The organism is Microbacterium sp. AG790 (assembly GCF_003634765.1).
In the GTDB taxonomy this organism is placed as follows: Bacteria; Actinomycetota; Actinomycetes; order Actinomycetales; family Microbacteriaceae; genus Microbacterium.
The window spans coordinates 74428-87564 of sequence record NZ_RBWZ01000009.1; the positions used below are offsets into that span (position 1 = coordinate 74428).

At 70.9% G+C, this 13137-nt stretch carries 11 protein-coding genes; 5 read left to right on the top strand and 6 right to left on the bottom strand.

Translation table 11 applies throughout. The features are described 5' to 3' along the window. Positions 1–19: 19 nt before the first annotated feature. A complete protein-coding gene (locus DEU37_RS09950) occupies positions 20–1978 on the bottom strand; it encodes a GDSL-type esterase/lipase family protein (protein ID WP_121190547.1) in 1959 nt (652 codons plus the stop codon). A 151-nt stretch (positions 1979–2129) separates the two neighbouring features. Between DEU37_RS09950 and DEU37_RS09955 the strand changes: the two genes are divergently transcribed. Continuing rightward, complete coding sequence (locus tag DEU37_RS09955) at positions 2130–2732, top strand: DedA family protein (RefSeq protein ID WP_121190548.1); 603 nt, start codon at positions 2130–2132, stop codon at positions 2730–2732. Between the two features lie 34 nt (positions 2733–2766). On the opposite strand, the gene DEU37_RS09960 is transcribed toward DEU37_RS09955, so the two are convergent. Further along, a complete protein-coding gene (locus DEU37_RS09960; RefSeq protein WP_121190549.1) occupies positions 2767–4209 on the bottom strand; it encodes a cation:dicarboxylate symporter family transporter in 1443 nt (480 codons plus the stop codon). A 176-nt stretch (positions 4210–4385) separates the two neighbouring features. On the opposite strand from DEU37_RS09960, the gene DEU37_RS09965 reads away from it, so the two are divergent. Then, positions 4386–5651 carry an ATP-binding protein gene (locus DEU37_RS09965; RefSeq protein ID WP_121190550.1) on the top strand — a complete coding sequence of 422 codons (1266 nt, stop codon included), beginning with the start codon at positions 4386–4388 and terminating at the stop codon, positions 5649–5651. Then, positions 5648–6328, top strand: coding sequence for a response regulator (locus DEU37_RS09970; RefSeq protein ID WP_121190551.1), 681 nt, complete (start codon positions 5648–5650; stop codon positions 6326–6328). Before DEU37_RS09965 ends, DEU37_RS09970 begins: the two co-directional genes overlap by 4 nt. 1 nt (position 6329) lies before the next feature. On the opposite strand, the gene DEU37_RS09975 is transcribed toward DEU37_RS09970, so the two are convergent. Then, positions 6330–7697, bottom strand: a complete 1368-nt coding sequence (locus DEU37_RS09975; protein WP_121190552.1) for a glucose-6-phosphate dehydrogenase — start codon at positions 7695–7697, stop codon at positions 6330–6332. A gap of 52 nt (positions 7698–7749) precedes the next feature. On the opposite strand from DEU37_RS09975, the gene DEU37_RS09980 reads away from it, so the two are divergent. Continuing rightward, the gene (locus DEU37_RS09980) at positions 7750–9579 is read left to right on the top strand and encodes a glycoside hydrolase family 15 protein (RefSeq protein WP_183043647.1); all 1830 of its coding nucleotides are present in this window, start codon (positions 7750–7752) and stop codon (positions 9577–9579) included. A 48-nt stretch (positions 9580–9627) separates the two neighbouring features. Here DEU37_RS09980 and DEU37_RS09985 read toward each other — a convergent pair whose 3' ends face one another. Further along, complete coding sequence (locus tag DEU37_RS09985; protein ID WP_005048787.1) at positions 9628–10290, bottom strand: FMN reductase; 663 nt, start codon at positions 10288–10290, stop codon at positions 9628–9630. Next, a complete protein-coding gene (locus tag DEU37_RS09990; RefSeq protein ID WP_220699839.1) occupies positions 10287–11483 on the bottom strand; it encodes an LLM class flavin-dependent oxidoreductase in 1197 nt (398 codons plus the stop codon). The genes DEU37_RS09985 and DEU37_RS09990 overlap by 4 nt, the downstream gene beginning before the upstream one ends. A gap of 177 nt (positions 11484–11660) precedes the next feature. On the opposite strand from DEU37_RS09990, the gene DEU37_RS09995 reads away from it, so the two are divergent. Continuing rightward, positions 11661–12671: an isopenicillin N synthase family oxygenase gene (locus tag DEU37_RS09995; protein WP_183043648.1), complete on the top strand. Its 1011-nt coding sequence runs from the start codon at positions 11661–11663 to the stop codon at positions 12669–12671. A gap of 94 nt (positions 12672–12765) precedes the next feature. Here DEU37_RS09995 and rpsO read toward each other — a convergent pair whose 3' ends face one another. After that, positions 12766–13035, bottom strand: a complete 270-nt coding sequence (gene rpsO / locus DEU37_RS10000) for a 30S ribosomal protein S15 (RefSeq protein ID WP_005048780.1) — start codon at positions 13033–13035, stop codon at positions 12766–12768. Positions 13036–13137 lie beyond the last annotated feature (102 nt).

Genomic DNA, 13137 nt, shown 5'->3' on the forward strand with positions numbered 1-13137 from the left:
CCGCAGCCGCTCGCTCGCCTCAGGACTGTGGCGCGGGGGTCCGCGCGCTCGATCCTCCGGCCGGAAGCTCGATGTAATCGGTGTGCTTCGCGGTGATCTGGTCACCTGCCGTGCGGCCGCGCAGGCGCCGCCACACCCAGGGCAAGGCGTCGCGCGTGAGCCAGGTCCCCGAGACCGGACGATCCTCTTCCGCGTGCAGAGCGGCATCGAGCGCCCCGAGCGCTTCGACATCCGGCACCCCGAGCACCTCCGCCGCACGGTAGGAGACGAAGCGGTGGCCTCGTGAGCTCAGGTGCACCTTGTCGTGCGACCACTTCTCGAGTTCCCCGACGTCCGGGTCGGTGTCGAGATCGAGGAGGAATGCGCCGTGTGCCGTCGCCGTCTCGCGCAGGCGCTCGGCGAACCGGGCGAAGCGCCGTGCGAACAGCCCCGACGCACGACGAGCGGGAAGAAACGGCGTCACCAGCAGCACATCGCTGCCGGCGGCCCGCAACACACCGACGGCGTGGTCCAGCCGATCGGCGAGCACGTCCGGATCGGCGCGATGCGACACGAGGTCGTTCGCGCCGATCAGCACGGTGGTCAGATCCGGAGCGAGCTCGAGCGCCCGCGGCAGCTGCTCGTCGAGCAGATCCCGCACCCGGCGACTGCGGACGGCGAGGTTCGCGTAGCGCACCGTCGACGACGAGCGCTGCGCGAGGAGCGTCGCGAGACGGTCGGCCCATCCCCGGTACTGACCCTCGGGCATGCGGGACGTGTCGCACAAACCTTCGGTGAGCGAATCGCCGAGTGCCACGACGCGGCTCCACGACCGCGGCGGGCGGGCAGGAGCGATGGATGCCGGGCGCACCCGCGCTGCGCGCGCCGTCGAGAGACCGGCCCCATGCAGCTGCTGCGCCTCGAGGTAGTAGCCGTGAAGAGTGTCGACGAGCGCGGGCCAGGTGCGTCCTTCGACGCCCGCGCGTGCCGCCGTCCCGAACGCCTGCCGCTTGGTCGCGTCGCCGACGAGATCGCGCACACGGTCGCGCAGATCATCGAGGTCGCCGGGGCGATAGAGCCAGCCGTCCACGCTGGAGCGGACCAGGTCGACGGGGCCGCCGCGTCCCGTGGCCACCACGGGAACCCCACTGGCGTGGGCTTCCTGGATCGTCTGACCGAACGTCTCGCTCTCCCCCGGATGCACGAAGACGTCGAAGCCGGCCACCGCCTGGGCGAGCTCGATCCCGGAGAGGTGTCCGAGGAACACCGCGCCCGGCAGCGCACGCTCCAGCCGGGCACGCGCGGGGCCGTCGCCGACGATGACCAGCCGCACACCCGGCATCCCGGCGATCACGGCCAGATCCTCCACCTGCTTCTCGGGAGCGAGTCGCCCCACGTAGCCGACGATGACCTCGCCTGGAGCGATCCACTGGCGCCACGCGTCACTGCGACGGCCGGGGTGGAAGCGTTCGGTGTCGACACCGCGACCCCAGAGGCGGGTGCGATCGACGCCGAGCTCGTCCAGTTGCGCGAGCGCCGCCGAGGACGGGGCGAGGGTGAGCGTCGCGCGGGCGTGCAGGCGGGCGACGTGCGCCGCGGTGAGGGCCGTCGCCCGCGGCAGACCGTACTTTCTGGCATAGGCGATGACATCGGTCTGGTAGACGGCCACGGTCGGCAGGTCCAGGCTCGCCGCCGCCGCGACGGCGCGCCAGCCCAACACGAACGGTGAGGCGAGGTGGACGACGTCGGGGTCGTAGTCCCGCAGGATGCCGGCCAGGGTACCGGTGCGTCCGAACGCCACACGCACCTGGGGGTAGCCCGGCAGCGGCATCGAGGGCAGCAGGCGTGTCTGCGCGTCGGAGCGTGCCCCCGGTGCGCCGGGGGCGACGACGAGAGCCTCGTGTCCGCTCGCGGTGAGATGGCGGACGGACTGCAGCACCGAACCGGTGACCCCGTTCATGTGAGGCAGGAACGACTCGGCGACGAACGCGACTCTCATGGGTCCAGCGTCGCGGCTGCGGGGCCGGCGACGGGGCCGAATCGGGCGCCGGAACGCAGTGTTCGCCGAACGGTCCCGCGGCGGCCATCCCGACGTCACCGGCGCACACGCCGTTCCCCGCCCGTTCATGACGGCGTGATACTCCGAGGGAGTGAGCGACGCGTGGTTGCAGGCCCTCGCCCAGAGCCCGTGGGCCCTCCCCGCGATGGCGCTCCTCGTCGTCGGTGACGCGTTCCTCGTCGTCATCCCGGGCGAGGCCGCCGTCACGACGCTCGGCGCCCTCGCCGTCGCGGAAGACTCTCCCCCGCTCGCCGCCGTCATCGTCGTCGCGGCGGCGGCCGCGCTGACCGGAGACCTCGGCTGCTACCTCGTCGGCCGCACGGCGGGGCTCGAGCGGTGGCGCTGGATGCGCGGGCCCAGAGTGGCGGCGGCCTTCGGTGCGGCGCGAACCGCGCTGGACCGCCGCGGTGCCACGATGATGTTCACGGCCCGCTTCATCCCGTTCGCCCGCCTCGCCGTGAACCTCGTCGCGGGTGCCTCACGGATGCCGCTCCGGCGCTACCTGCTGCTGGCAGCGCCTGCGGCTAGTGCGTGGGCGCTCTACCAGGCGTTGCTCGGCGCGGCCGTCGCGGCCATCATCCCGGGCGGCACCGTCGCCGCCGTGATCGCCTCGATCGTGGTGGCGATCGCGCTCGGCGCGGCGACGGACGCCATCGTCACCCGCGCACAACGGCGCCGCGCCCCCGACACATGATCGGGAGCGCGGCGCCGCGTGCGCACGGGTCGGGTCAGCGGACCCCGGCGCGCTCGCGGGCGCGCTCCTGCTTCGCCTCGGCTTCGGCGATCGCAGCCTCCTCGAGCCCCTGCGTGCCGACGGCCGCGGTGTCGGTCGACATGCCATCGTGCCCGTCACCGGTGAGGGTGGCCTCGTCGAACGGGATGCGTCCGGAGAGCACGTCGCGTACGCGGTCGCGGTCGATCTGCTTCGTCCAGGTGCCGATGAGGAGGGTGGCCACGGCGTTGCCGGTGAAGTTGGTGACGGCGCGGCCCTCGGACATGAAGCGGTCGATGCCGACGATGACGCCGACGCCGTTGACCAGATCGGGGCGGAACGCCTGCAGACCGCCGGCGAGGGTCGCCAGGCCCGCACCGGTCACGCCCGCAGCGCCCTTGGAGGCGATGATCATGAACACCAGCAGGCCGATCTGCTCGGGGATCGACATCGGCATCCCCATCCCGGTGGCGATGAACAGCGACGCCATCGTCAGGTAGATCGCGGTGCCGTCCAGGTTGAAGGAGTAGCCGGTGGGCACGGTGATGCCCACGACGGGCTTGGACACGCCGATGTGCTCCATCTTGCCGATCAGACGCGGCAGCGCCGACTCGGAGGAGCTCGTGCCGATGATGAGGAGATACTCGCGGGCCAGGTACTTGATGAGGCTGAAGATGTTGACGCGGGTGACGGCGTACAGCAGCGACCCCAGCACTCCGACGATGAACACCGCGCACGTGATGTAGAAGGCGATCATCAGGATGCCGAGGCTCACGATGGCCGAGACGCCGGTCTTGCCGACGACCGCCGCGATCGCGCCGAACGCGCCGATCGGGGCGAGCCACAGGATCATGCCGAGGATGCGGAACACGAGCACCTGCAGCTGCTTGACGGCGAACATGATCGGCTCGCCCTTCTTGCCCAGCTGCTGGAGTGCGAAGCCGACCAGCAGCGCGATGAAGAGCACCTGCAGGACGCTCGAGCCCGTGAACGCGCTGAAGAAGGTCGTGGGGATGATCCCGAGAAGGAAGCTGACGGTGTCGGTGGCCTCGGTGGACTTGCCGGCGTCGTACGTGGCGCCGGCCATGTTCAGGCCTTCCCCGGGGTGGATGATGTTGCCCACGACGAGCCCGATCGCGAGGGCGAACGTCGACATCACGAGGAAGTAGAGCAGCGCGAGGCCGCCGATCTTTCCGACCGTGGCGGCCTTGGCGATCGAGCCGACGCCGACCACGATGGTGCAGAAGATGATCGGCGCGATCATCATCTTGATGAGGTTGACGAAGGCCTTGCCGACCGGCTCGAGCCCCTTCGCGAAGTCCGGCCACAGCAGACCGACGACCGCGCCGAGCACGACGGCGATGATCACCGCCACGTAGAGCCAGGTGTGCTTGTCCCACGAGCTCTTGCCGCGGCGCCAGTTGTAGCCGGGGAGCTTGAAAGATGATGTGAGGGCCATGTCCGCCTCCAGGTGTGAACGGGTCTTTGTTCGGGTGCCGCCGACGCTGGCGGCCACACGCACAGAGTGCAGCGCGGGCCCCCTCGTGGTTCACTTGTGGTCGTATTGGTCCCGGCGGCCGCTCCGATACGCCGCCGGGACGACCCGAAGACCCGCCATCGACCGCCGAGGACGCCATGACCCGAAGGATCGGACGCAGCGCCGCGTCCCGGATCTTCCTGTGGCTGGCCGGCGCCGCTCTCGTGCTGGCTCTGGCCACCGCCGGGCTGCTGGTGCTGGAGGCGCAGCGCACCGCACGGGCCGAGGCGGAGCGTGTCACGCAGGCGGTGGCGGCGACCCTCGCCGACCTGCGAGAGGTCTCTGTGGCCCTCGCGCAGGGCGACGACGCCGCCGCCAGCCGCACGCTGCAGCCGGTGGCGACGGCGGTCATGTCGGGCGCCGGTGTCGACTTCGTGACGATCATGGATGCCGACGGCATCCGCGTGACCCACCGCGACCCGGCACAGATCGGAAAGCACTACATCGGCACCATCCCGGCCTCACCGGCGCCTCTCACCGAGGAGTTCAGCGGAACGCTCGGACCGTCGCTGCGCACGATCGTGCCCGTCGAGGCCGACGGGCGCCTCGTCGGCTGGGTCTCGGTCGGCGTGACGATCCGGACGGTGACCGCGCAAGTGGTGCCGCGCCTGCTCGTCGTCGCGGCCGTCGGCCTCGTGCTCGTCGGCGCCGGGCTCGCCAGTGCGGTGCTCGCCCGCCGTGCGACCCGTCTGGTCGCCGGCGACCTTCCCGCCGGTGCCATCCGCGACACCCTGGCCTCCGCCGAGTCGATGCGCACACTCGGCGAGGCCCTGCGCGCCCAGACCCACGAGCACGGCAATCGCATGCACGCCGCCGTCGCGCTCATCGAACTGGGGCGCACGGACGACGCGATCGGCATCCTGACGGATTCGGCGCGGCAGAGCCAGGCGCTCGTCGACCAGGTCGCTGCCCGCACAGACGGCGATCCCACGGTGGGGGCGCTGCTGCTGGGCAAGGCCTCGCAGGCGATGGAACGCGGCATCGAGTGGTCGACCGACATCGCCGCGGACGCCCCCCGCTCGCTTCTGAGCCCGATCGACGCCGTCGCGCTCGTCGGCAATCTCATCGACAACGCCCTGGATGCCGCGGCCGCCGGTCCGACGCCGAGATGGGTGCGCGTGCACATGTCGCGCACGGTGGAGGACGAACTGCTGCTCACCGTCTCCGACTCCGGCGACGGTCCCGACGAGGAGGTGCGTGCACGGATGTTCGAGCGAGGGTTCTCGACGAAGCCGGCCGGCAGCGACGGCCGCGGCATCGGGCTGGCGCTGGTGCGCGCCGTCATCGACGAGATCGGCGGGACGATCGCCGTCGATCTCTCCCCGACGACGTTCCGCGTCGTCCTACCGACGGTGCGGTCATGATCGGCGTGCTGCTCGTCGATGACGAGGCACTGACGCTCGAGCTGCACCGCTCGTACATCGACCGGGTCGACGGTTTCGAGGTGGTCGCCGAGTGCGCGGGCGCGCGGGCCGCGGTCACGGCGATTCTTGACGCGTCCGATCGCGACCGCATCGATCTCGTGCTGCTGGACATGACCATGCCCGACGGCTCCGGCCTCGACGTCCTGCGGCACGTCCGCGCGCGTGCCGCAGACGTCGACGTCATCGCCATCACCTCGGTGCGCGACGCCGACGTCGTCCGCCAGGTGGTCGCCCTGGGCGCGGCGCAATACCTCGTCAAGCCGTTCACCTTCGCGACCTTCCACGACCGGCTGGAGCAGTACCGCGCGTATCGCGAGCGCGCACGCGCGGCATCCGGGGCGGCGACCCAATCCGAGATCGATGCGATGCTGGGGGCGCTGCGCCCGACGGGGACGATCGAGTTGCCGAAGGGGCTGTCCCCCGCGTCGCTGGAACGCGTGTCGCAGGCCGTCCGCGACGGCGGAGGACTGTCGGCGACCGAAGCAGCCGATGCGTTGGGCATGTCGCGTGTCGCGGCCCGGCGCTACCTCGAGCACCTCGCGGATGCCGGTCGCGTGGACCGCGCGCCCCGCTACGGCACGCGCGGACGGCCGGAGACCGAGTACCGCTGGAGATGAGTCAGGAAGAGGCCCACCCGTCGGGACCATCCGATCCGGCCGGGTAGTCCTCCATGGGCACATCGCCGCGTCGCCACGCATCACGGACGGGTTGGATGATGCGCCAGCACTCCTCGGCGGCGTCTCCGCGGACGGCCAGCATGGCGTCGCCGTCGAGGATCGCGGCGAGCACCTCCGTGTAGGCGGCATGCGTGCCCAGACCGAGGTCGGCCTCGAGAGTGGCGCGGTGCAGGGCGAACGGCTCCTCGCCGCCGTTGACCGAGATCTCCATCGTGAGCTTGTCGGGCCCGAGGCCGAAGCGGATGACGGCTCCGCTCGCATCACCGGTGAAACCGACTGGCAGGTGGCGCACGGGTCGCAGGACCACGTCGACTTCCGCACGCTTGGCTGCAAGCGCCTTGCCGGATCGCAGGGTGAACGGCACGCCGGCCCACCGGGCGTTTCGCACCTCGACGCGCACCTGCGCGAGCGTCTCGGTCTCCCGTGCGGGATCGACGCCCGGCTCGTCGACGTACGACGGCATCCGTTCCTCGCCCGCCGTGCCGGCGGTGTAGCGGGCGCGGTGCGAGAAGCGCACGGCGTTGTCGTCCCACACGTGCGTCGCCCGCAGCACTGCCGCCGTGGCGTCACGGAGATCCGTCGCGGTGAGGGCCGCGGGCGGCTCCATCGCGACCACGGCCATGACCTGCAGCAGATGGCTCTGGATCATGTCGACGAGTGCTCCGGCGTGATCGTAGAAGCCCGCGCGGCCCTCCAGCCCGAGGGTCTCATCGAAGCGGATCTCGACGCGCTCGATGTGCTCCGCCGACCAGATGGGCTCCAGCAGCCGGTTCGCGAACCGCGCGCCGAGAACGTCCAGGACGGTGGAGCGGCCGAGGAAGTGATCGACACGGAACACCTGCTGTTCGGGCAGCAGCTTCAGCAGCACCGCGTTGAGCTCACGCGCGCTGGCTTCGTCCTCGCCGAACGGCTTCTCCAGCGCGAGGACCGTCCCCTCGGGCAGATCGGACGCAGACAAAGCCGCGCAGGCGGCGGCAGCGGCGGCCGGTGGCACGGCGAAGTAGAGCACGAGACGCCCCTGCGGCACGGCGCCGATCACCGCACGCAGGCCGGCGGCCGTGGTCGCGTCGGCCGTGATGAACGGTGTCGAAGCGACGGCGGAGAAGGCGTCCTCCGCCCCGGCCTCGCGGAAGGCGGTCCGCACGCGTCGCCGCCACTGCGCCTCGCTGATCTCGGTACGCCCGACGCCGACGAGGTGCAGCTGTCGGGCCGGTTGCTGTCGCAACAGGTCGGCGAGCGCCGGCAACAGCAGTCGCTGCGTCAGATCGCCGCTTGCCCCGATGATCACGAGTGTCGACACGTCGCCCATGTGCTCACCCTATGTCGCCCGATCCAGGTGGGCGAGGAGGCAGAATCGATCCGTGGCAGATGCATACACGGGCGGGGGCCCGTCCCCCACGCCCATCGAGGACTACGCGTTGCTGAGCAGCTGCCGCACGGCGGCGCTGGTCTCGCGGGACGGATCGATCGACTGGCTGTGCCTGCCGCGCTTCGATTCGCCATCCGTGTTCGCGGCCCTTCTCGGTGACGACCATCAGGGGCGATGGGCGCTGCGGCCCACAGATCCCGACGCGCGGGTGGCGCGACGCTACGACGGCGACAGCTTCACCCTCATCACCCGCTGGGAGAGCGCCGATGGGGTGGCCGAGGTGCACGACTGCCTGCCCGTCGACCCCCGACACCTCGACGTCTCGCACCGCGTGGATCTGGTGCGCCGCGTCGTCGGCATCAGCGGCCGGGTCGAGTTCGAGCAGCAGGTGCGCCTACGCTTCGACTACGCCCGCGCGCTGCCGTGGGTGCGCCAGACCGGCACCGCCGATGCCCCCGAGGTGACCGCGATCGCCGGGCCGGATGCCGTGGCTCTGCGCGGTGCGCCGCTCACCGCCACCGACCACGTGCACCGCGGCACGCTGAGCGTCGCCGCCGGCGAGCACCGCGACCTCACGCTCACCTGGCACGCATCGCACCGCCCCGCGCCGCCACCCCTGGACGTCGAGGATGCCCTGCAGTGCACGCGCGAGTGGTGGAGCACATGGGCCGAACGCATCGACGTGCAGGGTCCGCACCGGGACGTCGTGGTGCGCTCGCTGCTGACGCTGCGCGCACTGACGCACCGCGACACGGGCGGCATCATCGCCGCACCCACCACGTCGCTGCCCGAGCAGTTCGGCGGCGGGCGCAACTGGGACTACCGCTTCGTGTGGTTGCGAGATGCCTCCCTGACGATCGAGGTGCTCCTCGGCCAGGGCTTCGCCCACGTCGTCGCGCACTGGCAGCGCTGGCTGCTGCGGGCGATCGCAGGCGACCCCGCCGACCTGCAGATCGTCTACGGCATCGCCGGCGAACGTGACCTCGTCGAGCGGGAGCTCGGCGACCTGCCCGGCTACGGCGGCGCCGCCCCGGTGCGGATCGGCAACGGCGCGGCGCAGCAGTACCAGGCCGACGTGACCGGTGAGGTCATGACCTGCCTGTTCGCCGCGCGCGCGGCCGGCATCGAGCAGTCGGCGATCTCGTGGCCGTTGGAGCGCGCGCTGCTGCGCCGTGCCGAAGAGCGCATCGACGAACCCGATCAGGGCATCTGGGAGATCCGCGGCGAGCCGCAGGTGTTCGTGCACTCCCGCGCCATGGTGTGGGCAGCGTTCGATCGCGGCGTGCGCTCGGTGCGCGAGCACGGTCTGCACGGGCCCGACGCGCACTGGGAGCAGCTGCGCGACCGGGTGCGCGCCGGCATCGACGCGCACGGGGTCTCCGCGCGCGGCCACTTCGTGCAGCACACCGGCACCGACGCGGTCGACGCCTCGCTGCTGCTGCTGCCGACGGTCGGCTTCTGCGCCGCCGACGACCCGCGCATGCTGGCCACCGTCGCCGAGATCGAGCGCACGCTCATGGTCGACGGGCTCGTGCTGCGCTACCGCACCGAGTCGGGCGTGGACGGACTGTCCGGCACCGAGAACCCGTTCCTCGCGTGCTCGTTCTGGCTCGTCGAGCAGTATGCCGCCAGCGGCCGCCTCGATGACGCACGGGCGCTCATGGATCGAGCGTGTTCGCGAGCCAACGACGTGGGGCTGCTGTCGGAGGAGTGCGACGTGGTCGAGGGACGGCAGGCCGGCAACACCCCGCAGGCGCTCTCACACCTGGCTCTCGTGCGCGCGGCATCCGCCCTCGCCCGCGCCGAGGCCGCCGCCCGCTGACACGACGATGCCCCCGGCCGCAACGCGCGGCCGGGGGCATCGTGGGGGTCACTCCCCGGCGAGACCGCCGAGCAGATGACCGAAGGAGCGCCCCTCTCCGAGGTAGTTCGCCGGGTCGAACGGGTCGCCGCTGCCGACCGGTTGACGACGCGCGACCGCTTCCGCCAGTTCGCGAGCACCGCGCTCGACGCGGGAGCTGAGCGGAGCGACCTGGTCGGCCGCCGCTCCCCAGTCGCTGGATGCCGCGAACACACCCGTCGAGACGGCCTCCGCGTGCAGGTAGGCGAACAGCGGACGGATGGCGTAGTCGATCGCGAGCGAGTGCCGCGCCGTCCCCGCGTTCGCGCCGATCAGCACGGGCTTGCCGGTCAGCGCATCGGGGTCGAGCACGTCGATGAACGACTTGAACAGACCCGAGTAGCTCGTCGAGAAGATCGGCGTGACCACGATCAGCGCGTCGGCGGAGACGACCGTGTTGATGGCCGACTCGAGCGCCGGCGGGGCGAAGCCGGTCAGCAGGTTGTTCGTGATGTCGTGCGCGAGATCGCGCAACTCGATCGTGTCGACCGTGGCCTGGATGGGAGCACCGTCAGGCCCCGACAGCTCACCCAGCGCCGCCACGGTCGCCGCCGCGAGGCGGTCGGCGAGCATCCGCGTGGAGGAGGGGTTCGACAGCCCCGCCGAGACGACGGCGATGCGACGCGCGCTCATCGGGTCGCCCCCACACCGAACGCGGCGCCGGCGGGAGCGGGCGCGTCCTGGTAGGGCGACGGACCGCTGAGGTTGTCACCGCGGTTGGCGCGCGGCGTCGCCTGACGTGCCGGTCCATCGCCGTACGCGGCGCGCACCAGAGAGGCGTGCGTGGGGGCGTCGGGCACGTTCTCGGGACGGTCCTTCGCGAACTCCTTGCGCAGCACCGGTGCGACCTCCCCGCCGAGGAAGTCGAGCTGCTCGAGCACGGTCTTCAGCGGAAGACCGGCGTGATCCATGAGGAACAGCTGGCGCTGGTAGTCGCCGAAGATGTCGCGCATGCCGGCGTAGCGGTCGATGACCTGCTGCGGCGAGCCGACGGTCAGCGGCGTCATCTCGGTGAAGTCCTCCATCGACGGGCCGTGGCCGTACACCGGAGCGTTGTCGAAGTACGGACGGAACTGGTTCACGGCATCCTGCGAGTTCTTCGCCATGAACGCCTGTCCGCCGAGCCCGACGATCGCCGTCTCGGGGGCGCCGTGGCCGTAGTGCTCCCAGCGCTGGCGGTACAGACCGATGAGGCGCTGGTAGTGCTCGGCGGGCCAGAAGATGTTGTTCGCGAAGAAGCCGTCGCCGTAGTAGGCGGCCTGCTCGGCGATCTCGGGCGTGCGGATCGAGCCGTGCCAGACGAAGGGCGCGACGCCGTCGAGGGGTCGCGGGGTCGCGGTGAAGCCCTGCAGCGACGTGCGGAACTTGCCCTCCCAGTCCACGACGTCCTCGCGCCACAGCTTGTGCAGCAGCGCGTAGTTCTCGATCGACAGCGGCAGCCCCTGGCGGATGTCCTTGCCGAACCACGGGTACACGGGACCGGTGTTGCCGCGACCGAGCATGAGGTCCATGCGGCCGCCCGACAGGTGCTGCAGCATGGCGTAGTCCTCGGCGATCTTCACCGGGTCGTTCGTGGTGATGAGCGTCGTCGAGGTCGAGACGATGAGCCGCTCGGTCTGGGCGGCGATGTAGGCCAGCGTGGTGGTCGGCGACGACGACCAGAACGGCGGGTTGTGGTGCTCGCCGAGGGCGAAGACGTCCAGGCCCACCTCCTCGGCGTGCTTGGCGATCTCGACGGTCGCGCGGATGCGCTCGGCCTCGCTGGGCGTGTGGCCCGTGGTCGGGTCCTGCGTGATGTCGCTGACGGTGAAGATGCCGAACTGCATCTGCGGGCTCTTCTCGTTCACGGTGTCCTTCGCCTTCCGGATGCCTCGGCATCCAATACATGCAAATGAATGTATCTGGTGCAACGCGTCCGTGTCCAGGTTATTCCCGCCGCCGACGGCGGTCACACGGCGCAACACAGGCGCGCGATGGCGCCGCAGCGGCCTACCCTCGCCTTCATGAGCGACCTGAACCTGCCCGTCCTCGACTTCGCCCTGCTCGACGCCGGCCCGGAACAGGCGGCGCTGTTCCGCGAGCAGCTGCGGGTGGCCACCCACGACGTGGGCTTCTTCTACCTCACCGGCACCGGCATCAGCGGCGAGCTCGAGGAGCGCCTGCACCGCGCCGCCCGGGACTTCTTCGCCCTGCCGGAGGCCGACAAGCTCGCGATCGAGAACGTGACGAGCCCGCACTTCCGCGGCTACACGCGCATCGGCGGCGAGCGCACCCAGGGCGAGGTCGACTGGCGCGAGCAGATCGACATCGGCCCCGAGCGGGATGCCGTGACGGACCCCGAGGCTCCCGACTTCGCGCGGCTGATCGGGCCGAACCTGTGGCCGGCGGCCCAGCCGGAACTGCGAGATGTCGCGATCGCCTGGCAGGAGCACCTGACCGTCGTGGCGCGGACGCTGCTGCGCGCCTGGGCGCTCACCCTCGGCGCCCCCGAGGACTACTTCGACGAGCATTTCGGGGAGCCCTCGACGCTGCTGAAGATCGTGCGCTATCCGGGCTCGACCTCGCCGGAGCCCGCCCAGGGTGTCGGCGCCCACAAGGACTCGGGCGTGCTCACGCTGCTGTGGGTCGAGCCCGGCAAGGGCGGGCTGCAGGTCGAACGCGACGGGCAGTGGGTGGACGCGCCGCCGGTGCCGGGCGCGTTCGTCGTCAACATCGGCGAGATGCTCGAGTACGCGACCGACGGCTACCTGATCGCGACGAATCACCGCGTGGTCTCGCCCCGGCATCCCGAGGACCGCATCTCCGTGCCGTTCTTCTTCAACCCGGCCCTCGACGCGCGACTGCCGCTGATCGCGCTGCCCCCGCAGCTCGCCGCCCAGGCCCGCGGGGTCACGCAGGACCCGTCGAACCCGATCCACGCCCGCTACGGCGAGAACGCCCTGAAGTCACGGCTGCGCGCACACCCCGACGTCGCCGAGCGCTGGCACGCCGACCTGCTCGCCGCCCGCTCCTGAACCGCGCCTGAACCGCGCGCACGACGAGAGCCTCCCCACACCGTGGGGAGGCTCTCCAAGAACGTTTTGCGCGATTGAACGCTGAGCGCGAAGCTTAGCGGCGCAGACCGAGGCGCTCGATGAGCGAGCGGTAACGGTTGATGTCGATGTCCTGCAGGTAACCCAGCAGGCGACGACGCTGACCGACGAGCAGGAACAGGCCACGACGCGAGTGGTGGTCGTGCTTGTGCTCCTTGAGGTGCTCGGTGAGGTCCTTGATGCGCTGCGTCAGCATCGCGACCTGCACCTCGGGGGATCCGGTGTCACCGGGGTGCGTCGCGTACTCTTCGATGATCGCCTTCTTGACGTCTGCTTCCAGTGCCATAGGTGATCCCCTTCCTCTTCGTTGCGCGGCGCCCGACGCCTGATGCGTGGGCTCTCTTTATCCGCGGCCGATCGAACGGCAACCTCAGGAGTCTACCAGCGC

Excerpts from the sequence above, each read along its gene's own strand:
- DEU37_RS09995 (WP_183043648.1), top strand. The coding sequence starts at position 11,661 with ATGAGCGACCTGAACCTGCCCGTCCTCGACTTCGCCCTGCTCGACGCC.
- DEU37_RS09985 (WP_005048787.1), bottom strand. The coding sequence starts at position 10,290 with ATGAGCGCGCGTCGCATCGCCGTCGTCTCGGCGGGGCTGTCGAACCCC.
- DEU37_RS09990 (WP_220699839.1), bottom strand. The coding sequence starts at position 11,483 with ATGCAGTTCGGCATCTTCACCGTCAGCGACATCACGCAGGACCCGACC.
- DEU37_RS09960 (WP_121190549.1), bottom strand. The coding sequence starts at position 4,209 with ATGGCCCTCACATCATCTTTCAAGCTCCCCGGCTACAACTGGCGCCGC.
- DEU37_RS09975 (WP_121190552.1), bottom strand. The coding sequence starts at position 7,697 with ATGGGCGACGTGTCGACACTCGTGATCATCGGGGCAAGCGGCGATCTG.
- DEU37_RS09965 (WP_121190550.1), top strand. The coding sequence starts at position 4,386 with ATGACCCGAAGGATCGGACGCAGCGCCGCGTCCCGGATCTTCCTGTGG.
- rpsO (WP_005048780.1), bottom strand. The coding sequence starts at position 13,035 with ATGGCACTGGAAGCAGACGTCAAGAAGGCGATCATCGAAGAGTACGCG.
- DEU37_RS09950 (WP_121190547.1), bottom strand. The coding sequence starts at position 1,978 with ATGAGAGTCGCGTTCGTCGCCGAGTCGTTCCTGCCTCACATGAACGGG.
- DEU37_RS09970 (WP_121190551.1), top strand. The coding sequence starts at position 5,648 with ATGATCGGCGTGCTGCTCGTCGATGACGAGGCACTGACGCTCGAGCTG.